Source organism: Desulfuromonas svalbardensis, assembly GCF_055389415.1.
Genome location: NZ_AP042416.1, coordinates 2,373,794 through 2,398,481, shown reverse-complemented (window position 1 = coordinate 2,398,481; position 24,688 = coordinate 2,373,794). Strand labels below are relative to the sequence as shown.

The 24,688-nt window shown below is 43.8% G+C and carries 19 protein-coding genes and 1 tRNA gene; 13 read left to right on the top strand and 7 right to left on the bottom strand.

The features are described 5' to 3' along the window. Positions 1 to 2 precede the first annotated feature (2 nt). The 4 genes from panC to ACZ5KY_RS10750 form a co-directional block, all read right to left on the bottom strand. Positions 3 to 854 (bottom strand): pantoate--beta-alanine ligase, encoded by an 852-nt coding sequence (gene panC, locus ACZ5KY_RS10765; RefSeq protein ID WP_464243900.1) that lies wholly within the window; start codon positions 852 to 854, stop codon positions 3 to 5. Positions 855 to 1,027: 173 nt separating this feature from the next. Further along, entirely contained in the window at positions 1,028 to 1,843 is an 816-nt protein-coding gene (panB, locus tag ACZ5KY_RS10760; protein ID WP_464243899.1) for a 3-methyl-2-oxobutanoate hydroxymethyltransferase, read from the bottom strand. A gap of 185 nt (positions 1,844 to 2,028) precedes the next feature. Continuing rightward, positions 2,029 to 6,768, bottom strand: a complete 4,740-nt coding sequence (locus tag ACZ5KY_RS10755) for an NAD-glutamate dehydrogenase domain-containing protein (protein ID WP_464243898.1) — start codon at positions 6,766 to 6,768, stop codon at positions 2,029 to 2,031. Positions 6,769 to 7,142: 374 nt separating this feature from the next. After that, a tRNA-Glu gene (locus ACZ5KY_RS10750) sits at positions 7,143 to 7,220 on the bottom strand. A gap of 257 nt (positions 7,221 to 7,477) precedes the next feature. On the opposite strand from ACZ5KY_RS10750, the gene ACZ5KY_RS10745 reads away from it, so the two are divergent. Beyond that, the gene (locus tag ACZ5KY_RS10745; protein ID WP_464243897.1) at positions 7,478 to 7,852 is read left to right on the top strand and encodes a PilZ domain-containing protein; all 375 of its coding nucleotides are present in this window, start codon (positions 7,478 to 7,480) and stop codon (positions 7,850 to 7,852) included. Between the two features lie 83 nt (positions 7,853 to 7,935). Here the strand turns inward: ACZ5KY_RS10745 and ACZ5KY_RS10740 are convergent, their stop codons facing one another. Continuing rightward, positions 7,936 to 8,745 carry a hypothetical protein gene (locus tag ACZ5KY_RS10740; protein WP_464243896.1) on the bottom strand — a complete coding sequence of 270 codons (810 nt, stop codon included), beginning with the start codon at positions 8,743 to 8,745 and terminating at the stop codon, positions 7,936 to 7,938. Positions 8,746 to 8,933: 188 nt separating this feature from the next. Between ACZ5KY_RS10740 and ACZ5KY_RS10735 the strand changes: the two genes are divergently transcribed. From ACZ5KY_RS10735 to ACZ5KY_RS10710, 6 genes are all read left to right on the top strand, one after another. Then, positions 8,934 to 9,350 (top strand): hypothetical protein, encoded by a 417-nt coding sequence (locus tag ACZ5KY_RS10735; protein WP_464243895.1) that lies wholly within the window; start codon positions 8,934 to 8,936, stop codon positions 9,348 to 9,350. Then, positions 9,340 to 10,383 (top strand): 3-oxoacyl-ACP synthase III, encoded by a 1,044-nt coding sequence (locus tag ACZ5KY_RS10730; protein WP_464243894.1) that lies wholly within the window; start codon positions 9,340 to 9,342, stop codon positions 10,381 to 10,383. Before ACZ5KY_RS10735 ends, ACZ5KY_RS10730 begins: the two co-directional genes overlap by 11 nt. After that, a complete protein-coding gene (locus tag ACZ5KY_RS10725) occupies positions 10,377 to 11,267 on the top strand; it encodes an alpha/beta fold hydrolase (RefSeq protein ID WP_464243893.1) in 891 nt (296 codons plus the stop codon). The genes ACZ5KY_RS10730 and ACZ5KY_RS10725 overlap by 7 nt, the downstream gene beginning before the upstream one ends. Before the next feature lie 4 nt (positions 11,268 to 11,271). Further along, a complete protein-coding gene (locus ACZ5KY_RS10720) occupies positions 11,272 to 12,939 on the top strand; it encodes a fatty acid CoA ligase family protein (protein WP_464243892.1) in 1,668 nt (555 codons plus the stop codon). After that, a complete protein-coding gene (locus ACZ5KY_RS10715) occupies positions 12,936 to 13,940 on the top strand; it encodes an NAD-dependent epimerase/dehydratase family protein (protein WP_464243891.1) in 1,005 nt (334 codons plus the stop codon). Before ACZ5KY_RS10720 ends, ACZ5KY_RS10715 begins: the two co-directional genes overlap by 4 nt. Positions 13,941 to 14,165: 225 nt before the next feature. Then, a complete protein-coding gene (locus ACZ5KY_RS10710; RefSeq protein ID WP_464243890.1) occupies positions 14,166 to 14,384 on the top strand; it encodes a DUF2835 family protein in 219 nt (72 codons plus the stop codon). Between the two features lie 156 nt (positions 14,385 to 14,540). On the opposite strand, the gene ACZ5KY_RS10705 is transcribed toward ACZ5KY_RS10710, so the two are convergent. Together ACZ5KY_RS10705 and ACZ5KY_RS10700 are read right to left on the bottom strand one after the other, a co-directional pair. Further along, positions 14,541 to 15,827: a hypothetical protein gene (locus tag ACZ5KY_RS10705; protein ID WP_464243889.1), complete on the bottom strand. Its 1,287-nt coding sequence runs from the start codon at positions 15,825 to 15,827 to the stop codon at positions 14,541 to 14,543. A 27-nt stretch (positions 15,828 to 15,854) separates the two neighbouring features. Then, positions 15,855 to 17,249: a sigma-54-dependent transcriptional regulator gene (locus tag ACZ5KY_RS10700; protein ID WP_464243888.1), complete on the bottom strand. Its 1,395-nt coding sequence runs from the start codon at positions 17,247 to 17,249 to the stop codon at positions 15,855 to 15,857. A gap of 379 nt (positions 17,250 to 17,628) precedes the next feature. On the opposite strand from ACZ5KY_RS10700, the gene ACZ5KY_RS10695 reads away from it, so the two are divergent. The 6 genes from ACZ5KY_RS10695 (at position 17,629) to ACZ5KY_RS10670 (ending at position 24,688) form a co-directional block, all read left to right on the top strand. Continuing rightward, complete coding sequence (locus ACZ5KY_RS10695; protein ID WP_464243887.1) at positions 17,629 to 18,621, top strand: 6-bladed beta-propeller; 993 nt, start codon at positions 17,629 to 17,631, stop codon at positions 18,619 to 18,621. Between the two features lie 77 nt (positions 18,622 to 18,698). Further along, positions 18,699 to 19,478: a cytochrome c3 family protein gene (locus ACZ5KY_RS10690; RefSeq protein ID WP_464243886.1), complete on the top strand. Its 780-nt coding sequence runs from the start codon at positions 18,699 to 18,701 to the stop codon at positions 19,476 to 19,478. Between the two features lie 54 nt (positions 19,479 to 19,532). Continuing rightward, positions 19,533 to 20,423 (top strand): cytochrome C, encoded by an 891-nt coding sequence (locus ACZ5KY_RS10685; RefSeq protein ID WP_464243885.1) that lies wholly within the window; start codon positions 19,533 to 19,535, stop codon positions 20,421 to 20,423. A gap of 78 nt (positions 20,424 to 20,501) precedes the next feature. Continuing rightward, positions 20,502 to 22,520, top strand: a complete 2,019-nt coding sequence (locus ACZ5KY_RS10680) for a hypothetical protein (protein WP_464243884.1) — start codon at positions 20,502 to 20,504, stop codon at positions 22,518 to 22,520. Between the two features lie 106 nt (positions 22,521 to 22,626). Beyond that, positions 22,627 to 23,196, top strand: coding sequence for a hypothetical protein (locus tag ACZ5KY_RS10675; RefSeq protein WP_464243883.1), 570 nt, complete (start codon positions 22,627 to 22,629; stop codon positions 23,194 to 23,196). 4 nt (positions 23,197 to 23,200) lie between these two features. Further along, on the top strand, positions 23,201 to 24,688 hold the full coding sequence (locus ACZ5KY_RS10670; protein WP_464243882.1) for a hypothetical protein: 1,488 nt from the start codon (positions 23,201 to 23,203) through the stop codon (positions 24,686 to 24,688).

Sequence of the window (24,688 nt, the reverse complement as noted above, 5' to 3'; positions counted from 1 at the left end):
GGCTACACATCCTGCAACAGATAATGGTTATCAATTAGGCGCACCGCGCCAAAACGGACAGCAAGAAGTACAACGGCGTGCTGATCAACGGTATCCATATCAGCGAGTGTCTGATCGTGACAGATTTGGATATAATCGATCTGAGCATCGGCTTCAGATTCGATCCGTTGTCGTGCGTAATCAATTAATTGTGCTGCCGACACCTCACCACTTTTCGCCCGTGCGATTAGCTGACGAATGCTATCAATTAACGATAATCCTTGTTGACGTAACTCAGCAGTCAGGTTGGTATTGCGTGAGCTCATGGCTAAACCATCGCTCTCGCGAACAATCGGCATGCCGAACACCTGAACAGGCATATTCAAATCGCGCACCATCTGTTGAATGACCACCAATTGCTGAAAGTCTTTCATGCCAAAAAAGGCTTGATGGGGCTGAACGATGTTGAACAATTTACTGACCACAGTGGTAACGCCATCAAAATGACCTGGCCGGCTGGCACCACACAGGTAATCGGTCAGTCCATCAATATGGATGGTTGTCGCATAACGTTGAGGGTACATTTGATCAGCAGTCGGGGCAAAAATCAGATCGACACCTGCCGAGTTAGCTAACTCAGCATCGCGGGATAAATCACGCGGATAGCTGTCAAAATCTTCCCCTTGACCAAACTGGGTCGGATTAACAAAAATCGACAACACCAACAGATCGCAGCGCCTGCGACCCTCGTGCATTAACGACAGGTGGCCTTCATGCAAAAATCCCATCGTAGGTACAAAGCCGATGGTTTTACCTTGCTTGCGAGCGGCTAAGGCTAACTCTTGCATCTCTTTAACGGTAGTGATGATCTCCACGGTGCCCCCTAGCAGGCTGTCGGACTTGACGGTCCGTAGCGAGAAATAGACTGATTGAGTCCAGATTTTTGAGAATTTGAGAGCGAATAGTTGACCTATTTGTCGAGAATTGTCGGAAATATGGGCCAAGTCAGGCTTTTTCGCAGTAGGTCCATGTGAAGTCCGACGGTCTGCTAACGAAAGGTATGTTCATCGGAGGGAAAGTCCCCCGAACGAACATCGTCAACATAGCCCTTAATCGCTTCACGAATGATCGGTGCGAGGTCGGCATACACCTTAACAAACTTGGGCGAATACTTTTCGCACAAGCCAAGAATATCGTGAATAACCAACACCTGACCGGAACAATCGACCCCAGCACCAATACCGATGGTCGGGATGGATAATGCTTCGGTGATCTGTTTGGCGAGATCGGCGGGAATCCCTTCTAAAACAATAGCGAAGGCTCCTGCGGCCTCGACAGCTTTAGCATCGGCCATAAGTTGTCGCGCCTGTTCCTCTTTACGACCCTGAACTTTATAGCCACCCATGCGATGGATGGATTGTGGTGTTAAGCCGATATGACCGACCACTGGAATATCCATTGCCACAATTGCGGCAATGGTGGTTTCCATGTTAACACCACCTTCAAGTTTTACAGCATGAGCACCGGCATCCTTAATCAAACGACCAGCATTGACACAGGCATCGCGCACATCGATTTGATAGGAAAGAAACGGCATGTCAGCGATTACAAACGCGCCTTGTGTTCCGCGCATAACCGCTTTGGTATGATAGACCATCTCATCCATCGTCACCGGTAGCGTATTGTCATAGCCTGCTACCACACAACCCACCGAATCGCCAACGAGGATCATGTCGATCCCCTCTTGATCCATCAGTCGTGCGAAGGGGAAATCGTAAGCGGTTAGTACGGTAATCTTTTCGCCATTGCCGTGCATATTTTGAATATCGAGTACGGTTTTTTGTTTGGTCTTTTGATTTGTCATAGTTTTAATCCATAATAAAAAGACCTTTCAGGTGGGAACTGAAAGGTCGATTAAGCGAAACAGTGTTGGGGGTATAAAGCTCTACACCCCCTGTTTGCCGCCCTTTAACAACCCGTTAGGCTATAACATGGCGGCGATTATTCAGTCCAGATATTTTTAGCAATAAAATGATTAATCTGTCGAACTTAACACAGTGTTTGCAACTGTTCTATGACCACCATATAGGGGTGGAACGTTGCAGTTGTTTGATCATGAATTTGTTCCGATAGCCGCTTATAGCGCTGATAGTTTTTGCGCTCAGAAGCGAGTAAGGCATCGAAGTTACCATCATAATTTTGCAGTACTTTTTGAACAATAGAAAACAGAATGAAATTAAAGCGTGTAATCAACATATGCTGCGTCATACGATCCCAGCGATCACGTTGTGGAACCTGATGTACCAATGCCAACAAGCTATCAATAGCAAGGGTTGCTTGTACTTCATTTAGGGTAAGTGCTACAGGATGCAGTTCATAGTCGGAACCTTGCAACAACGATACGAGTGGTAGCAAGTTGTCAAGATGACCAAGAGTCGCTATTTTGAATGCGACCTGCTCAGGCAGGCCAATCGCCTGTAGTTCAGCACTGCGATCCTGACACTGTTGCCACTGCTCACTATCTAGCACACTGCTCAATAACTTGAGAAAACCGTCTAAGTTTTGCTGCAAGGTTTCGATAAATACTGGCTGGAGCAATTCAAGATTATGACTAAAGGCCCAATCGCACATATTGGCAATACACTGTTCAACATCAAGTAAAAGTTGGTACTGAATGGTGCTGGCGATGTGATTATCACCCGCGTAAATCTGCTGACGTATTTCATCGGCACCAATTACATGTGAAAAATGGGCATGGGCTTCAGCTGCCTTAGGTAACGAGACATCGTAGCGTCGGGCGATACGAAAGCAGAAGGTTGATCCCGCTTGATCCACTACATTGTTGGTGATCATGGTAGCAATGATTTCACGCCGCAGCGGATGCTCGGCAAGTTGCTGTTTAAATTGCTGCTGGATCGGTTGCGGAAAATAACGATCTAACATCAGCGATGCACCGTTTGCCCCCAGTTCAGCATCATCTAATAATGCTTGATAGAGTTGCATCTTACTATAGGCCATCAAAATAGCGAGTTCGGGCCGCACATAACCATGCTTACGATTCATCACCTCTTTACTGGTCGGCAACGCTTCACTTTGACGGTTGAGTAAGCCAATGGCAACTAATCGCGCTGAAAGGTCAGAAAATAGCTCGCGGTCTTGATCGTTACGCAACTGATCAAGACTTAAACACATGCTTTGCTCGTAGTTATTAACCAGCACCGCATCACATACATCATCGGTTACGGCACCGAGAAGTTGATCTCTTTCTTCACCATCAGCAACATGCTTTTCTTCCATAAGATGCTGCATAAAAATCTTCAGATTGACTTCATGGTCAGAGCAATCGACGCCAGCTGAGTTATCGACGGCATCGGTATTGATACGTCCACCGTTAAGAGCAAATTCAATGCGCGCCAGTTGGGTCATACCAAGATTACCACCCTCACCGATCACTTTGGCGCGAAGTTGATTACCGTTAATTCTCAGAGCATCGTTAGCACGATCACCGGCATCTTCATTTTTTTCAGTTGAAGACTTCACATAAGTTCCGATACCACCATTCCATAGCAGATCAACTTCGGCTTTAAGTAACAACTGAATCAAGCTGTCGCCATCAAGGGTGTCGTAGCGGACGCCTAACCAATCCTTGATCTCTGTAGACAATGGGATCTCTTTAGCGTGACGGTCAAATATTCCACCCCCTTGCGAAATAAGGGTGGTATCGAAATCGCTCCATGATGACCGCGGCAGATCGAATAACCGCTGCCGTTCAGGGAATGTTTTCGCTGGATCAGGGGTTGGATCGAGGAAGATATGGAGATGATTAAACGCTGCTTTTAAGCAGATCTGCTCAGACAACAACATCCCATTGCCAAACACATCACCGCTCATATCGCCAATACCAACCACACTAAATGGTTCACTTTGGATATCGATGCCCATTTCACGGAAATGGCGCTGCACGCAGACCCAGGCCCCGCGAGCTGTAATGCCGAGCTCTTTATGATCGTAACCACGTGAACCACCACTGGCAAAGCCATCACCGAGCCAGAAGTTATATTCAGCACTAATACCATTAGCGGTATCGGGCAAGTGGGCGGTCCCTTTGTCGGCGGCAACGACAAGGTAGGGATCATCCTCATCGTAACGGATCACATCAATAGCGGGGACGATCTTGCCAGCGATACGATTATCAGTTAAATCGAGTAAACCACGCATGAGGGTTTGATAGGCTCGCTTTGACAGTGCTAAGCCCTGTTCACGATCGGTGTAGCTTTGCTTAATGACAAAACCACCTTTTGAACCAACGGGAACAATCAAAGCATTTTTAGTCATTTGGGTTTTCATCAACCCCAACACTTCGGTTCTAAAATCATCGGGACGATCCGACCAACGAATTCCACCACGGGCGACCATGCCACCACGCAAGTGAATCCCCTCCATTGAAGCATTATGGACATACACTTCATAGAGTGGGCGTGGCACGGGCATTTCGTTGATACCGATGGCACTAATTTTAAAAGAGAAAAAATAATCAGCGCACTCTTTACGTTTAAAAAAGTTGGTACGAACAGTTGAATCGATCAAATTAAAGATGGTGCGTAAAATGCGATCTTCATTGACATTCTCAACCTCTTGCAACGCATCAATCAGCTCTAAACGTGCGGGGAATAACGCCTGTTCCTCACGCACGGTTGGATCAATCCACTCATTGTTAGGTAAAAAACGAGCTTCAAAATAACGATACAGGGCAATGACAGAACGTGGATTGTTGATCAGAGCAAAGGCGACTGTTTTTTTCGTGAAGGGTGATCCTAATTGAAAGTAATAATTACGATAACCACGGAAGATATCAATTTGCTGCCAATCTAAACCTGTTTTGATTAATAAACGATTGAGGTAATCGTTCTCTGCCAAGCCACCACGCAATGCTTCAAGAGACTGTATTAAACGGGACTTGATGCGTAATAAGCTTTCCCCCTCTGCCGCTTCATTGAGAACACCAAAACTCTTAATGTAAAGGTCATGTCCATCAATATTCAGAGTGAAGTCTACTTCATCAATAATCGTCAAATCAAGATTCACCAAGATCGGCATCATCTCATTGAGATAGCTTTGCTCCATACTGAAAAATTGCAAACGACATGAGGGCTTAGCGCCACCCAATGGCCCCCACATCTCAACCTGCTCCACTGACGTAGCAAGAAGTGATTCAAGCTGTAAGATATCTCTGGCGCAAAAACGGGGATGAATACGGGCACGGTAATCGTCACAAAACGCATCATGGTAACGCCGCCACAGTTCAAGTCCACGTTCCGATCCATGTTCACGCACTAAGATGATTCTCAGTTTTTGATGCCAACTTCGCATCAGCGATGTGAGAGTTTGACTTAACGCATCGAGATCGGTGAGCTTGACATCGAGAGTGCGATTAATATTGACCTGTATAATATAGTGATCACTGCCAAACTGAAGAACGCGGGTGGTTAGGCTATCGGCCTTAAAATGATTGGAAAGATGTGTTTCCACTTTTTTAAAGTCGGCATTTGGGCTCAAATCACGCGGAATCATCAATAACAAGGAGAGACTACTGAGTTCATTATCTAGCGGGATAATACGAATACTCGCGTGATTATAAAAGAGTAACGACTTGACAATCTCATCGAGTTGATTTTCGGAGAGAAAGAAAAGTTCAGTTTTGGGAAACGTTGCTAACAGTTCCTGAATCTTCCGGTAATTATAGCTTTCATTTGCAATCTGTAAGCGATCTAGAGATCGACATATTTTGTCGCGTAACGGTACAATTTTCAACGAAGAATCTCGCTGTGAAGCAGGATGATAAAGCCCTAAAATGATATGCTCTACCGCACGGTGATCTTCACCATCGCCAACTTCTTGACGAAGATAGATCGCAGTATAGGTTTCATCACGCCAAACAGAACTATAGGTATTCGTTTCGTCAACAACCATACGGCTTTCACGCATTAAGCATGAACGTGTATCAGAATCGCAAACATTAACACTTTGAGGCTTCAGGTGAAATAGACGTTGCGGGTCATCGCTCAGACCGAGTGATTCACTGTCAACGACCTCAAAATGGGTATTGTCGCCCTGTTCCTTTAATTTGAGCTGGCGATAACTTAATGGGGTGAAATTATCATCAATCAACCACTGCCAAAAATGGCTATGCCCTGCTTCATCGGCTAAGGGCTTCAGTTGATCTAAACGGTCCATTAATTTTGCACTGTCACAATTAAGCTGTTGAACCTGTGAGAAGAGATCATTTAAAGCCAGCAAACGATCAGGGCGGCAAGAACCTAATTCTACCTGAATAATCATTACCGATTCGTTGGCATAATTTTGAGTTGAATCTTTAATTTGATAAATCTTCTGCTGTTCACGGCTAACATTCAAACTCAAGTGGGTGATCACACTCCAATCGATCTGCTCTCTTTTTAAAAAAAGGAGTAATGAATCAAATAAAAATGGAGCATCAGCGCAGGAACAAACAAGAACAGCGCAATTTTGATCCGCAAATTCGAGATAACTGGCACAGGATGATTCCTGACGCTGATCTATTAACGTATATGTTTTGACAAGAAAATCGGTCAATTGCTCTGAATCAAGTTCAATAAGACATTCAGGAACAGAATGAAGAGAGAAGATATTAACAAAAGATAAAGCCGAAGTAGCCTGATTTGACTCGAAACGTGAGGTGACTGAATCATGGATTTCAGCTAAGTGATCTTGAAATGACTGGACGACGTTGTGCAGACTTGAACTTTCCACTGTTTTCCTAGCCCCCAAATAGAAGTACACATAAAAACAAGAAATGATTTGAGCAGGCTGTCGGACTTCACATGGACCTACTGCAAAATAGCCTCTCTTGGCTCATATCCCCGATAATTATCGACAAATAGGCCAGCTATTCGCTCTCAAAATTTCGAAGATCTGATCTCAAGCAGTCTATTTTTCGCTACGGCCCGTCAAGTCCGACAGCCTGCTAGCAAATTCACTAATGATATTAGAGGAGTATTAAAGTATTAGCAAGCATCGGGCGGGATTGAAGTAACAAAAACGTATACAGCGTTGTAAGAAAGGCAAAAAAAAACGAAGCAACAATTAAGTTACTTCGTTTTAAAAACCTAAAGAGGTTTTAAAGGTGGTACGCCCAAGGGGATTCGAACCCCTGTCGCCGCCGTGAAAGGGCGGTGTCCTGGACCAGGCTAGACGATGAGCGCATATATTTAAAAATACTGCTTTTTTGTATCGTCATCAACTTTCGGTGCGCCTTGAAAGTGAGCAGATAATAGTGAACAACCTCGCGAAGGTCAAGACAAAAATAACAAAAAAATGAGTTTTTTTCCAAAGCTACGCTAACCCCCTAAATAATAGACAAATACTCGTGATAGACAGGTGGCAACAGTTGCGATATTGTACTTAAGAGATATGGATTTTAGTTATTTTGCCCTCAAAATAAATAAAGGGAGTTTATCCAATGGCTGAAAAAAGACATTATGAACGTGTCAATTTTGTTGAGCAAGCTCAGGTTCACTGTGGTGACAATAGTTATCCTTGTATGGTTATCGATATTTCACTCAAGGGTTCGCTGCTTGAATTTCCTCAACTGAGTGTGCCACAACTGTGTACAGATCAAAAATGTGAGATATCACTTCATCTAGCGGGCAGTGAAATCATCCTACGCTTTGAAGCAATAGCAACGCACACTCACCTTCACACTATTGGTTTTCAATTTAAAAGCATGCCCCCTGAGAGCATGACTCATCTACGTCGATTACTTGAACTTAATACAGGTGACCCTGAAGAGATTGACCGCGAGCTCAATTACATGATGAAGCAATTCATCCATTAAGATTTAGCTAAACACAAAATCGTCGGACAGTGCCCGACCTACATGAGATGTTGTGGGTTGGGCATTATTCACGGATACGCAATCTAACCACCCCACCCCGCCTGTTTAATCCGCTCAGTAAGTTGTTCAGCAGACAAGGCTGAATCACTTTGCCCTGTTACAGCGATCCCTGCATGAGCCAATGATTGCGGTTGCCAACTCGCATCAAAAGTTCCATCTGTCGACGCATTAACCATCAACTGAGGTATTTTCTTACCTTCTAACAAGTCATAAAGATCATTAAAATCGACCTCAGCGCCTACCACCTCGCAACCTGCCGCTAGAGCAACATGAAGAATTTGGCAACACTGCACCTGCTCGGGTGGATAGCCCCACTCCCAAAACACATTGACGGGCCAAAAACGCCAGGTAGTTTCACCTTGAAAGGTTATTGGTGCGGCAAAACACAATACGACGCTGGCTTCGTAAACAGATTCATCAATTTCAATCCCTTCAGGCTTGACCACATAAAGACGTAATGCTGGGTACTGTTGCAATTGTTGCTGAATAAAATCAACACTCGCACCGACATTATTATGAAAGGTCAAACAGGGATACATGGATTCATCATCCCCTTTAAGCCACCCTTTCTGGACACCAAACAGCTCATTCGCCCACCCCAGTTGTTGCTCAGCGGTTAAGGGTATCAATTCTGCACTTAAATTGCTTTGCGTCAATACCGTGCGCCAGCGTTGTGAATCTAGAGCTATAGCCATAGAGGGTTCTTCCTTTATCATTTGGCTTTCATCTTGTTGAGATATTTTGTTGCTGAAGCGGTAATACAGGTAACTACCGACTGCAGCGATGAAACATAAGGCTAATGCGCCCCAAACAGCGTAAGCAATCCATTGCATGGTAAATAACCTCTTTCTATAGAGAATGATTTATTTATAAGGTTTTGAGCTGGGGATAAACCTACCAAATGGAACCCTAATCAGCAATGGATTTTTCGGTAATTCCCTTGCACCAGTGCGCACTTTCTGACACTATGCAGCGCGACCGATTACGTTTCAAATTGATTCATTGTACAGGAGTATTTCCCATGTTGGTAAATCGTGACCAAAAGGCTGTTTTTCTATTGGCGCACATAGTTTTACGCAACAATAAACTCTCAATTCCAGCTTTGCTCAGCGGTCAAGCGATCCATTATAAAAAAGGATCACACCCTGACATGTTAGATTGGGCAATTAAGTACATTCAGTGCTATCCTGCTGACCATTTTGATCAAGAGCTACTTCACCATATGCATCTTGATCCGGGATATCAATGGACCCCAGAACAAACGCGCCGCGTAAGTGTTGGGGTTAAATCGTTTTATGCTAAACTTACTGATTCAAGACACTATGCAATAGGCCTTAGATGGCTCAACTCGGGTGGGCGTACAATTATTGAGAATTATACCATTGCTCAATACGCACCTCCTCTCACCACCAGCACAAAGATTGAAGATGAAATATAACAACGTATATATAAATAGCATCAATTACGAACTTCCCCCAGTCGTGGTCAGTTCAGCGGAGTTGGAGCAACAACTCGAACCGCTCTACAAGGCTCTTCATATCACACCAGGGCAATTACAAGCTCTGACAGGGATTCGTGAACGGCGCTGGTGGCAACCAAACACTCCCTTATCGCAAGGTGCTGCGGCCGCTGGACGCAAAGCTCTTGCGGCTGGCAACGTTACGGCCAAAGATATTGGTGCCATTGTTTACACAGGAGTGTGCCGCGAGCTATTTGAACCTGCAACCGCTTGTCGAGTCGCTGACCAACTTGGTATTCAGGGCGAAGTGATGATCAATGACATCAGCAATGCGTGCCTTGGTGCACTGAATGGCATTTTAGACATTGCCAATCGCATTGAATTAGGACAAATTCGCGCTGGTTTAGTGGTCTCATGTGAAAGTGCACGGGAACTCAACGAAACGACGATTCGTCGCATGTTAGATGAAAAAAACATGGGCTACTTTGCTCGTTCTATTGCCACTTTGACGGGAGGCTCAGGTGCTGTAGCAGTACTGCTGACCGACAACTCTTTTTCTAGCCCCGAGAGTCACCGTTTAGTAGGTGGCGTATCCATGGCACAACCTCAACATCACGAACTATGTCGATGGGGAGTTGAACCCCACGGTCAAGATCAAATGCGCCAGTTCATGAACACCGATGCCGTTGCTGTCATGCAACACGGTGTAGCCCTTGGCAAGCAAACATGGCAGTTGTTTCAAAACACCTTAAATTGGACCACAGAAAAAATTGATCGGGTAATTTGCCATCAAGTAGGGTCGGCTCATCAAAGCGCTATTTTAAAGGAGCTGGACATTCCCCAAGAGAAAGATTTTAGCACCTTCCCTTTCCTCGGCAACATCGGCACAGTATCGCTACCAATTACTGCCGCAATTGCTGCTGAACGCGCCGCACTAAAAGTTGGAGACAATGTTGCGATGTTGGGAATTGGAAGTGGCCTAAACTGTATGATGCTAGGAGTTGAATGGTGAAACGTTTATTACCTTTTCAGGGAAATTATTTTAATTTGGATGGTGACATTCGTTACCACTATTTAGATGAAGGTCAAGGCGAGCCGGTTGTCATGCTACACGGCAATCCAAGCTGGAGTTATTATTATCGCAACCTAGCTCAAGCGCTGTGCACAACACATCGCGTTATAGTGCCTGATCATATCGGCTGTGGTTTATCCGATAAGCCTGACGACTCGCGCTACACCTACACCCTGACCAATCGGGTCGCGAACCTTGAGCAACTGCTTGAATCCCTCGACATTAAAGAGAAGATCACCCTCGTTGTTCACGATTGGGGTGGCATGATCGGCATGGCGTACGCGACTAAATATCCTGAACGGATTAAAAAACTGGTGATCCTCAATACGGGAGCATTTCACCTACCAACAGACAAGCCGCTACCGCTCAGCTTGAAAATCTGCCGTGATACAGCAGTGGGATCTTTTCTTATTCGCGCGGGCAATGCGTTTAGTTTCATCGCCTCATGGGTCGGTTGTAAAATGAACCCTATGCCTCGCGCATTACGTTGTGCTTATACCGCACCCTATAATAATTGGAAAAATCGCATCGCGACGTTACGTTTTGTCCAAGATATCCCCCTTGCCCCTTCCGACCCTGCTTATGCCGAAGTAAGCCGCGTCGAATCAAAACTGTCAACGTTAGCCGACAAACCAATGCTGATCTGTTGGGGTGAAAAAGATTTTGTTTTTGATCGCCATTTTTTAACGCAATGGAAACAAAACTTCCCCAATGCTGATGTTCATACCTGGCGCAACGGTGGTCATTATATTCTTGAAGATGCGAGTGACGAAGTGATCCCAATGGTGTGCGATTTTATCCGCCAAACACCCATAACGGAATAAATTCATGTCCAGCTTTGATCTGAGCCAAAATATTGCCCAACACTTGGTGCAACGTGCCAAAGAACGACCTTATGCCGCAGCCGTAATTTTTCCGCAAGGTCGAGACAGCTCAGGTCAAGTCAGCTACACCCACTATACCTATCGCCAACTTGATGATGAGAGCAACCGTATCGCCTATGCCCTGAAACAACACGGGTTACAGGCTGGACAGCGGTCGGTGTTAATGGTGAAGCCTAGCCTCCACTTTTTTGCCATCACGTTTGCACTGTTTAAGCTCGGTGCGACCCCTATCCTTATCGATCCGGGGATGGGAATCAAAAATATTAAAACCTGCCTCCATGAGGCACAACCTGAAATCTTCATCGGTATTCCCAAAGCACAGGTTGCACGCAAATTAATGGGCTGGGGTAAGCAGTCGCTACACACCTGCATCACCACAGGTATGGCGTGGTTGCCCGACACTATCAGCTTAAACAATTTAGTCAACGGCACCCCTAAAGTCTGCCCCTTCGACTGCCATCTACCAGAACAATCAGAGATTGCTGCCATTCTGTTCACTAGCGGTAGCACTGGCGTACCCAAGGGGGCAATTTACACCCATCAAAACTTTAATGCTCAAATTGATGCACTACAGAACCTTTACGCTATTAAGCCGGGGGAGATCGACCTATGCACCTTCCCACTGTTTGCATTGTTTGCACCAGCTCTTGGAATGACAGCGGTTATTCCCGATATGGATGCCACTAAACCGGCACAGGTAAATCCCGATCGAATTTTTGAAACCATCGATGATTTTGGTGTCACTAATATGTTTGGCTCACCAGCGTTGTTGCGCCGTGTTGCGGGACAAGGGGTACAGCAAAACAAAAAGCTCCCCACCTTAAAGCGAGTTATCTCAGCAGGGGCACCCGTTCCAGCAACGGTGCTAGAACAATTCAGCACCATGCTCAACGACGATGCAAATATTTACACCCCATATGGCGCGACTGAATCGCTCCCGGTATGCTCTATAGATAGTGACACCATCCTGAATCAAACGCGTGAGTTGACCGATACAGGTCATGGCATTTGCGTTGGCCAACCGGTAGCAAACCTTGAGGTGAAGATCATTGCAATTGATGATCAACCTATAGAGAGATGGTACGACCAGCTTGAAGTGGCTAATGGCGAGATTGGTGAAATATGTGTTCGGGGCAATCAAGTGACACAGGGCTATTTTAATCGACCAGAATCAAATCTGTTATCAAAAATTCAGGCTGAGAATAACGGGTTCTATCACCGCATGGGTGATGTCGGATACCGTGACGACAAAGGCAATATTTGGTTTTGTGGACGTAAGACACACCGTGTGCACACAGCAAAAGAAACGTTATTTACCATCCCCTGTGAAGCGGTATTTAATACCCACCCACAGGTGTACCGTACGGCACTTGTTGGCGTTGGCAATCCAGGAGAGCAACACGCGATCCTGTGTGTTGAACTGCTGGCTAAACACGACAGTGCTCAGACGGATAAAATCATTGCTGAGCTGAAGCAAATTCAACAAAAGTTTCTCCACACTCAATCGATTGAGAAATTTTACATCCACCCTGCTTTCCCTGTTGATATCCGCCATAATGCTAAAATCTTTCGAGAGAAGTTGGCTGTGTGGGTAGAGAAAAAAATATCATGAAAGCGTTAGTCACAGGTGGTGGTGGTTTTCTCGGTTTTGCCATCGTTAAAATGTTACGCCAACAAGGGGCACAGGTTCACACCCTCGCTCGAAATTACTATGCAAAGCTTGAATCTCTTGAGATAACTCAACACCTTGGCGACCTCGCCTGCTATGCCGACGTTGAACGTGCCGCGACAGAGTGTGACGTGGTATTCCATGTGGCAGCCAAAGCAGGTATTTGGGGCGATTATGACGATTACTATCAGGCCAATGTAACAGGCACAGAAAACGTAATTAAAGCCTGCCGTTTATTAGGTATCCAAAAATTGGTTTACACCAGTTCACCAAGTGTGGTGTTTGATGGCACGTCAATGGAAGGTTTGGACGAATCACTCCCCTATCCGCAGCAATACGAAACTGCCTACCCAGAAACTAAAGCCATTGCAGAACGAGCAGTGATAGCAGCGAACGATCAACAGTTGGCGACAGTATCTCTAAGGCCACACCTAATTTGGGGACCTGAAGATAACCATCTTACTCCTCGCATTATTGAACGTGGTGGTGCAGGGAAATTACGCCGAATTGGTAAACAAGACCACAAAGTAGACTGTATTTTTGTCGACAATGCCGCCCATGCCCATCTGTTAGCAGCCGAGAAACTATCTATCGACTCCAACATTGCAGGGAAATGTTATTTTATTTCTCAAGATGATCCCCGCAACTTATGGGATATCGTCAATGGCATTCTCGCCACAGCAAATATTGCTCCAGTGACAAAGACAATTCCATTTCGAATCGCATACTCAATTGGCTGGCTACTTGAGACCGTTTATAAAAGGTTAAAAAGAGAGCAAGAACCACCGATGACTCGCTTTTTAGCACGTGAACTTTCGACAGGTCATTGGTTTAATATGAACGCGGCAAAAAACGAGTTAGGCTACACCCCTTTGGTAAGCATTGAAGAGGGATTTATTCAACTAAAAAACTGGCAAATAAACAGTAAAAAGCAAAAAAAATAGATTGACATCGGAATAAAGGAAACAGGCCTCACCTACCGACCAATCTGTATACCATAATAGGTAACTACCTGTTTTTATAAGAACAATAGCGACTGCCTATTTTTTATGCAATATGTAAAATAGACCTATATTCAAGCATGTTAGCGCATTGTTAAGCCAGTTTTCCCGAAGTTATCCACAGCTCCTGTGGACAGAAAAACAAATCATTTGAACAGGCAAAAAGCGATGAACAAAATCACTTTCTCAATCAAAATTTCGTCTGAGGAATACCTCAAATCGTATCAAATAAGTGGCTGCTTAGTGTCGATTGTCGCCGATGATGGTCGCCGCTTGAAACTACCCGCCAAGCACCTGCGCCCCTACCTCACCCATACAGGAATTCTCGGTCGGTTTGAACTAACGTTTGATGGTTGTTCACTTGTGAGCTTAAAACAGTTAGCTTAAATCTTTTGAAGCTTGACGCGATAATGTGGTTAACTATTTTCTTCTACGGTTGAAGACGATCGGGATATTTCACAGCAAATAAACCGTAGCATTAAACTTTCAACTCGGAGGCAGCATTGATTGCAACCGATGCAATTCTGACATAGAACAGAGTTTTTAAAAGGTTTTATAGATATCTTTTGAAGCGCCATGAAAATGACATAAAGAGCAATCCCTAAGCTTTGGGTCACTGTTATTGATGCAATTACCTTGGTTGTTTACACAAAAATGGCATTCTATGCAATCTAGTACATTCTGATATTCGTGATGAATATTCTGTAAGGCGTTAGCATCCGACGCGACATGGCAACATGAGCACAGATTATCCCATTGATTTTCAGAGTTTGTTAGCATAACGCTGTTGCCATTAACACTTGTTCTTATAAGGTAAATATTTGAAGAACCATGCGGTTCATGACAATCTAGGCACGACAAGGAATATGTCCCCAAACTGGTGTCTAAAAAAGGGGATACAACCTCTGCCTGAGTAGGTCGGTTATTAGCTGCGGAACCACCACCATGCTGCTCTAAAGACCAATCAAAGGCCCTAAGATTACGACCAAGGGCATCACTCCAGATTTCATCATTGCTGATATTATGACAGTCGATGCAGAAGGTGTTGTAGTTTGGAGTTTTTGCGGCCTGTGTCGCAGCATCAAACCCACCGTCAGGCTCCAATCCTCCACCCACTCTGTTAGGAGGCTGGTAAGAGCTCGGCATGCGTTCATCAAGATCATCACCATATAGTTCATAATGGTCTGTTGGTCTTGAAAGCGCAGTAAATAGTGGATTTCCAATATTCGACGAATTGGAGTTCGCTTTTGCTAAATGGGGATTGTGACATGCACTGCAAGGCGTTGCACCGGAAGGGACATCAAATCCGATATTACCGCTAACTAGAGTGTTGATATCGTTGAGATTATGATAGGATCCAGTCAATGATCCCGCACCTAAGTTTAACGCCGCCATAATTGAGCTAGCATCAGCTGTTACTGCTCCGCCAAAAGTCGCACTATAGTTATTGTTGGTAATTGTATTTAAATTCTCCGATCCACCATGGCAGGTTAGGCACGCGGTTTCTGTATCGGAGTAGGTGCCTACAGTTGGAGAAACGGGTAAGGCGTCGGACAACAATAAAAATCCACTTGCCCCTTCTGGTGAAATTGGTTCCGGCTCATCCCCATCGATCGAAGCGTGTTGCTCATGGCAATGTGCACAGTTGCCCATTGCGTAGGTAGTCTCAAAAGCGTCTCGAAGAACGCCATTACCAATGTAACCATCATGTGCAGTAATACCATCACCACCATGAGCTGAACTTGAATAATTTACTTCAGCAAAAGATGAAACACTTAAGATAAAAAATAAAACAACCATCGAGCTGATATGGAAAGCTATAATTTTCACGCGATCTCTTCCCCGTTAGAAAATTTATTACAGTTCAAATTTTTTCATCCGATACCGAATCGTATCCCGGCTCATACCCAAACAGTTCGCTGCTTTAGTTTGATTACCATTATAGCGTTCAAGCGCCTGTTGAATCAAAACCTTTTCCACCTCTTCTAAGGTAATTCCAGCTGCGGGAAGATTAATTTCGATACCACCATTTCCATCACTTTCAACTTGAGGAAGTGGATTTAAGTCAACAGCATGATGTCGAATTTCAGGTGGTAGAAATTGAGGGGAAAGCAATGGTGCGCTATCCAACATCATCATCCGCTCCAGAGTGTTTCGTAACTCACGAACATTTCCTGGCCAATGATAACTTTTCAAATACTCGATGGTCTCAATAGCAATGCCTTGAACTTTTTTGCCATATTCACTGTTCAAGCGGCCAATAAAATATTCAACAAGGCTGGTAATACAATCAATTCGGTCACGTAACGGTGGCAAAATAATACACATCACGTTTAAGCGATAATAAAGATCGCCGCGAAACAATCCCTCCTCTACTAGTTTCGGTAAGTCTTGGTTGGTTGCCGCAACAATCCGAACATTTGCATCTAAGCTTTCGCGGCCACCGACTCGGCGATAACGGCGCGTTTCGATCACTTTAAGAATTTTAGTTTGCATAGACAACGGCATGTCGCCAATCTCATCGAGAAAAACAGTACCCCCTTCAGCACACTCGAAGATCCCCTCCTCACGTTGTGAGGCATCGGTATAGGCCCCTTTTTCATGACCAAACAACTCATTTTCAAGCAAATTATCAGGAATTGCCGCACAGTTAACATCGATAAAGGGCGCTTCAGAACGGGAGCTATGATTATGAATCGCCCGGGCAACCAATTCTTTACCTGTACCACTCTCTCCTAACACCAGAATCGTTTTGCAATCACTTTCAGCACAAACCTTTGTCATCTTGAACATCTCAATCATTTTTTCAGATGAACCGACAAGTTGATCAAAATCATTATTGCGCCGCAAAATCATTTTTGCAGTATTGGTTTGTTTTTTCAATTTACGCTTATCAAATATTTGTTTAACGCGATGCTCAATTACTTCAAGGTTAAACGGTTTACCAATATATTCATCCGCACCACGTTTTAACGATTCAACCGTCGATTCAAGATCAGCATTGGCCGTAATCATGATCACCATCAACTGATCATCAACTTGCTTAAATTCCTGAAGCAACTCCATACCATTGGCATCGGGTAAAGCAATATCAAGCAAGACCATTTCGGGTTGAAAAGTCATGAAGCATTCTCTTGCCTCTCGACCATTTGCTGCTGACGCAACGAGATAACCAGCTTCTTCAAGCATGTCAACCAACGACCAGTTGATCAGTTTCTCATCATCGACAACTAAAACTTTTCCCTGCTTCATATATCCACTTTCTCCCGTTTGCTTTTCCATACGATTACGTAAAACGACAAAAATGTTTACGCGATGAATTGGTTCCATTGTTGCAAAAGTCAGTGTGTATCTTAATCACCCTCTTTGCTGTGCAAAAAACTAACCATAACGGTTGAAGCTTTTTTTTTAGTTGCCACATCAACAAATAAAAAGGTGATTCCCTCACAAAAACAAAGAGTCGGGCTTGCTAACACAGCGATGCATCATGCCCTAGAAGAGACAATAAATTGACATATATTGACAGGTTGCAAAACACAAATAGGGTGATAAACCACAACATTTCTCGCCCAAAGTGGGGCAAATGCCCCACAGAAAAACATTACTCCGATAACGTACAGGGTGCAAGAGGATGATAAAAACTATTTTGCAAAATAAATATTTAAAAAAAATTATCCCCTTGTTCACTATTTTTTTGCTAGGTGGCGCACTTTTTCAACCAACAATTTGTTTATCAAAACCAACAAAAATGACAGTCAAACTTCAGTCAATTTTAGAAGTTGATCAAAATGAGAAACACCTCGCTTACCCAACAGGTTTATATTTTGATGAATCTACTGAGGAAACGTATGTCACTGATGCTGGCAATGGCCAATTTGTCATTTACAACAGCAATGGTTATCCCATCAATAATCTTGGACAAGGTAGAGATCTAACTCGAATTACAAGCTGTACCATTATTGATGACCTGCTTTATGTCTGTTGCACCAACGATCAGAAACACCCCTCAGGAGTCATCAAGGTTCTCAACAAGGCTTTTTTTACAGAACAAGAGATCGTTTTGTCACAAACGAACCATAATCTAACCAATTTCATAGCAAAGCAAATTGTTACGGGCATCACTAATCGACGCTATATCATCCAAAGTTCACAAAAGTTTGTCAGTGTCTTTGATACAAATTGGTTATTCATTGACAAAATAATTCCTCGTGAAAAGCGCCTTGGCATCATGGAACCCGCAACAATTGACGCAATAACCACGGGTAAGAACGGCAATCTTTATCTACTTAGTGAAGAGCGTGGGCGTGTTTTTGTTTACAACAGCAATGAAGAGTTTCAATTTAGTTTTGGTGAAAAAGGGGGCGATGTTGGCAAATTATCACGGCCCCGTGCCATTGCTATTGATGACAAGAACCAACGAATCTATGTCTGTGATTATTTGCGCCACGCTGTCCTTGCTTATAACACTGAGGGGAAATATCTATTTGAAATAGGCAGCAAGGGCAACTTGCCGGGAGAACTACTCTACCCCGGCGCTGTCACAGTAGATCATCAAGGGCGGTTATTTGTTGCCGACACATTCAATCATCGTGTTCAAGTATTTTCAATTACACCAGAGACTTAACAGCTAATAGTTCATTATTCACCGTAAGGACCAGAGCGTCCGTTACGGATTTTATTCAATTGTATTAGGAGGAAAAAATGGAGAGATTTACGTTAGCACTTATCGGTAGTATCGCACTGCTGATTTGCTTCACAACAGGTGTAAGCGCTGCACCACCTATTGTGATAGATGATTGCATCAAATGTCATGATCAGATTGTTGATCAGGTATCCACCCGCGGCGGACTACATGCATCAGAGATCACCTGTCAAGACTGCCACCTTGAACACCCCCCCAAAGGGACCAATGCAATTCCTGAGTGTAGTATGTGCCATGCTGCCGATGATAAGGCGCACTACACTATTGAAAATTGTCAATCCTGCCACAATCCACACTCACCACTTGAAATAGATCTTGGTAATGCTGAGGTGGTCAAGCCAGTATGTGTAACATGTCACGACAATGAGGGAACTCAACTTGTTGAATATCAAAGCATGCATAGCGGCTTAGATTGCAACGAATGTCACCTTGAGCACGGCCAGTTCCTCGCGTGTATGGAGTGTCATGAGCCGCATACTGAAGAGATGGTCTACAACGACTGCACCACCTGCCATAAACCACATATGCCAACAGTTGTGAAATACCCTGAAACCATTCCATCATCGTTCTGTTCAGGCTGCCACAGCACTGAAACAGAGGTCTTGATGGCGAACCAAACCCTACATCATGATCTCACCTGTGCTTACTGCCACAAAACACAGCACAAAATGATTCCACAATGCACAACATGCCATGGTGCACCTCACGATAGAAATCTTCACAGTAAGTTCCCGAACTGTCTTGATTGCCATATCGATCCACATGGTCTTGAAAAATAAACGACATGTAAGAACCATATAAACACGTTATATCTTTAATCAAAGAGGAGCATTATGAAAGAACTTAAAAAAACGTTATCCATACTAGGGATGTTCGTCCTAGTTGCGACGGTATGGGGTTGTGTTGAACCCTCTACAACTTCTATCGTTACATCAACAGCCGAAGCACGTACCGTTAAAAGCGATGGTGAGGTTTCAACTAATCCTTATGAAAATCAAGTGGTTCAGCTCACAACACTTGATTGTGCTAAATGTCACTACTCTGTTTTCACCACCATTCGCGACAAAGGCGGCAAACACCAACTAGAGTGCCAGTTCTGTCACGAAACTTTCCACACCTACCGTCCCGGTAAGGATTGGAAGCAAGAGGTTCCTGATTGCACAAACTGTCATGGTGAGATACATGGGGCTGCTTTCTTAGAGTGTTTAAGCTGTCACGGTAATGCCCATGCACCGATTGCTGGGTTAACCAACATGACAACTCTGGAAAAAGATTGCGCGAATTGCCATACCGCACAAAAATCAGAGATCACAACCTTCCCAAGTGCTCACGGCATGATTAGCTGTAGCGACTGTCACCACACTCAGCACGGCAATATTCCTAGTTGTGTTGAATGTCACGAAGAGCCACACACTGAATTTGTTGACAACACGGGTTGTATGGGTTGCCACCCTGTTCACAGCCCAACACAAATCAGTTACAGCGATGACACACCAAACTCCTCGTGCCAAGGTTGTCACGAAGAGATCACTAATCACCTCGTTAGCACAACGAAGAAACATGCGACATTACAGTGCGCATTCTGCCACACGAAAACGCACGGCACGGTTCAACAGTGTCAAGAATGCCATGGTTTACCACACAGTCAGGCAATGCTATCAAAATTCAATGGCTGCCTCGATTGCCACGGTGATCCGCACGCTTTGGTTTTCCCCGGGGAATAATTCACTCATGGCGCAGGCCATTAAAAATCAGCCTGTGGTGTTAGGAATAACTACCAAGTGACAACCAGTAGAAAGCACATGAAATATGTAACCATAGCAGGGGTAATTTTATCCCTGCTATGGTTGTTTGTCCCAAACTCAAATGCCACAGGACTACGTCTCAATGGTAATTGGAGCACTCCGTTCGGTGACAATGACGGTCCTTGGAACCTCGGCCAAAGCTACAACTTATCCATAGGTCATGACTTTACATCGGCGATAAAAATGAGTGGAAATTTTCGCTATTCAACCAATGAGCGTCAGGGGTTTGACAAAACAGAAACCATGTCACCAACACTGTCGCTAGGTTTAACCAATGATCTATTTAGGCTCAGTATTAACGGAACACAGAATCAACGTTGGAGTGGAGATTCTCCCAAAGACACAACAACGACGTGGAACAGCACCATCGCTTCCAACTTAACGGATAAAAAATGGCCTAAACTACGTTTAAGCTATGGTGAATCGAACGCAACAAACGACGCTTCACCAAGGTCACAAGATACCGAAAATAAGAACTTCAGCACCAGTATGGATTATAATTGGAACTTCCTACAACTGGTGTACAACTATCGAAACAGTCAGAGCATCGATCATATCACTCAGCGGGAAACCGACAGTCAAAACCATTCATCAAACATTCAAATTGCTAAAAGTATATGGGACAATAAAATATCCTTTAGTGGTTCTTATCAATATAGTAAATCAACCTCAACTACTTCATTAACAAGTAATAGAGGAGGTTCCGTAGTTCTAGACATCCCCTCTTCGGGGGCCTTTGCTGGTCTTGACTCAACTCCCGAAACGGATACATTACCAAGCGTACAACAACTCAATGATGGCAACACGGTCACTCCCACAACGATTGGCCTGCCCGATATATTTAATCAGTTAAACGTTGCGCTACAAATTAATTTTAATCCTACGAATCGCCTACAAGTTCATTTTGACCGCCTACTGAGCACCATAACTCAACAAAGGCTACACTGGACTCTTTATACAAGTATTGACGGCAACAACTGGACATTACACTCTGAAATACCCACCATTGATTTTATTGATGATAATGACCAAACCTATGCACTACTAAGTGTAGCAACCGAGATTAGAACTGCCCGTTATATTAAAACAGTGATAACGACAGATGTCGGTTATGACGATGCATTTCTCACTGAAATCATTGCGCAGCAGAGCGTACTACTCACAGATCAAAAAACAGAATTATCTACATCGAATGAAACACAACAGAGCCAAGCAAGCATCCACTATCGACCTTGGGAAAAGATTCAAATTGGCTATTCTTTTAGTCAAAACAAAAACACTCCTAGTAATGGAGCTGTTTCAACGCAAAAGACGCACTCAATTAATGGCCATATTGATTGGAATCGTTATTTCTCTTTATCACTCAATATGGGAGAAAGTACCGACATCGTTGAAGGACTAGCTGAAAACCGTAGTCAATCTTACTCATTTTCATATTTAACCTCCCCTATTGATAGCGTTAATTTTTCGATCAATGGAACACGTAGCAATCAATTTGAAGATGATTCAAAAACTCAAACATCCGATTCAATTAGCAGCAATGTTACTGCAATCATTATCCCAGACTTAACGTCGAGTATCTCCTATATATGGTCTAAGAGCACCAATTACAGCAGTGAATTGGTCGCAACAAACAGCAGTTACACATTTAACCTTATGGCACGTATCAGTTCGCGTTTAAATATTTCGTACTACCTCTCTCAACAGGAAAGTATGACACACCGACTTTCGCTGTCATATCGTCCCTCTGATCTTATATCAACAACGTTAAGTGTTATGAAAGCAGAAGAAGCAACCTCCTATTCCACAGCCATACACTGGCGTATCACACCAAAAATTCAAAACAACCTCAGCTATAACCTAACCACAGCTGATAGCGATATATCACACAATGCAACTTACAACTTGAGTTGGAATATCAGTCAACATCTCAGTGTTAGACAAAACATGAAATGGAGTCAATCTCAGGATGAGAACACATGGTCAGGACTACTAAGCCTTAGCTACAATATTTAGCGGTATATTTTTTGCAGAGTTACAAAGATGCTAGTAATTTAAGTTGCATTAAATTCACGATTAGACTTGAAGTTCAAATTTATATACGTGAGATGAGGAGATCGCTGTGACAAAGTACTTCGTTTTAATTTTAACTGTTGTCATCCTATTATGTGGTTGTGCGCAAACGGGACACCATTATACCAGTCAGGCCATTGGCTTAGGTTACATTCAAAACATAGCCGTACTACCATTGGAGAACTTCACCAACAATAAAGGTCTAGAGAAACGCACACGCGAACTTCTTATTACCCGCATATTAGGTCGGGACCTCTACCATGTCGTTGAAAAAGGCTCCCTCTATCATTTTTTACAAGATGAAGTACGATCAAAAGAAAAAGCTCTTATCGATCAACGATCAGCAAAGAAGTTGGCCCGTGAGTTTAATATTGAAGCCTATATCGTCGGCTCAATCGATGAATATACTCTTGAACGCAATGGCTCCTACTCCTACCCTGTGATCGCCATAACCTTACGGATGGTCGACATCAAAACAGGACAAGTGATCTGGCAAGCAAGCAATAATGATAGTGGCTACAGTACTGCTGGCCGCCTATTTGGGCTAACGGCAGATGACACCACAACGGTACTCTTTCGCCTTATCGACAAGACCCTCGATACACTGAGTGAAGGTTAACATTATGGTTAATTGGTCACACCATAAACTAGCAATAATGATTGTTGCTTTGCTGTTTCAAGCAACAACGTTCGCCCATGCTTATTCGATTGCCATTCTACCTGTGGCTGATTTGAGTAAGGGACGTAATGGTGTTGATCTACAGATAACCTCTCAACTGACGCAACAACTAACTAACCAAAAATTTTCAATTATTGATAACCAAAAAGTGATGACGTTTATGGTTGAGCACTCGATTCGTCGTTGCGGTGAACTCGACACACTCACCTGTCGAACCATGGCTAACAGCTTAAGTTGCGACACCATCCTTGTTACCACAATTCTCGGCAACCAATCGGAATTAAGTCTCGTCACAACCCTTTACGATGGAAAAACAGGTCAAGGAATTTGGAGCACTCTTATCACCCGCCATTTGAACGATGATCAACCATTATTTGGGGTTGGAAAACTTGTCGATTTTTTTGAAGTCAAGCAGCAACTATGTAATGAACTATGTTCATCCCTAGAATCAAAAGCAACCACAGTTCCTGAAATATCCTCTGAGCTCGTTCATGATTATCGCGTTACTGAAGTTCAAATAACTCCAGAGTTAGTACGTGGCGGCAGCAAACTCCATTGCCGTCTTAAAATACAATTTTTCGATCAAGCCCCTGAGTACCTCCAATTAACCACAGGAGATCAGACCGTTATTCTGCAACGCAACACTACGCAGCATGTTTACGAGGGAATTCTTCATGCCTTAGCGTCAGACGGTTCCCATTCGGTAAATCTGAAAATATACTGGAATCCCTCACATCAAGAGACAGTTGCTGAAGTGTCGACATATCAGGTGGCTAATACTCCATCTGAACTTGCAATGAGAACCTGTTCAGGACTTGAACTAGGTGATATGTATGCATTTAGTGGTTCAGTCAAACTGATTCCAATCATGGATCCAGTCAGACCTATTGATTGTTGGCAATTAACAATCAACAATGAAGACGGTAAAAATGTGGTTTCAGAAAAGCATAACACTCCATTGCCGAGCAAATTACAATGGCGCGGGATTGATAACAACCGCCGCCGGCTCGAAATAGGCCGCTATGAAATGGTGCTAAAAGTTTGGGATCTCGCCGGAAACCTCTCAGAGGTGAGCTCAACATTGTATTTACAACCAAAAGAGACCGAGCTAGTCAGTATCAGCCAAAAATTTAATAGTGATAGTCATCAAATTGAATTACTACCAGCAAAAAACATCATGATCCCGATTGAACACTGGGCCATTACCCTTGAAACAGATGCTGGAGTGATTGTTTATTCGACTCAAGGAGAGCATCTCCCCGCGTTGGTCGATCTACCGCCACAGTTAAACTACGATAAATTAAGTTGTAGTGTTCGCGTATTAGATCAATTAGGAAACCACTCATTGATAACAGGAACTCGTTTTCAAGTTGATCATACCAATGAGATGCTCGCTCAACGCAGTCATCTAAACTGGAGTGCTGATTTTTAA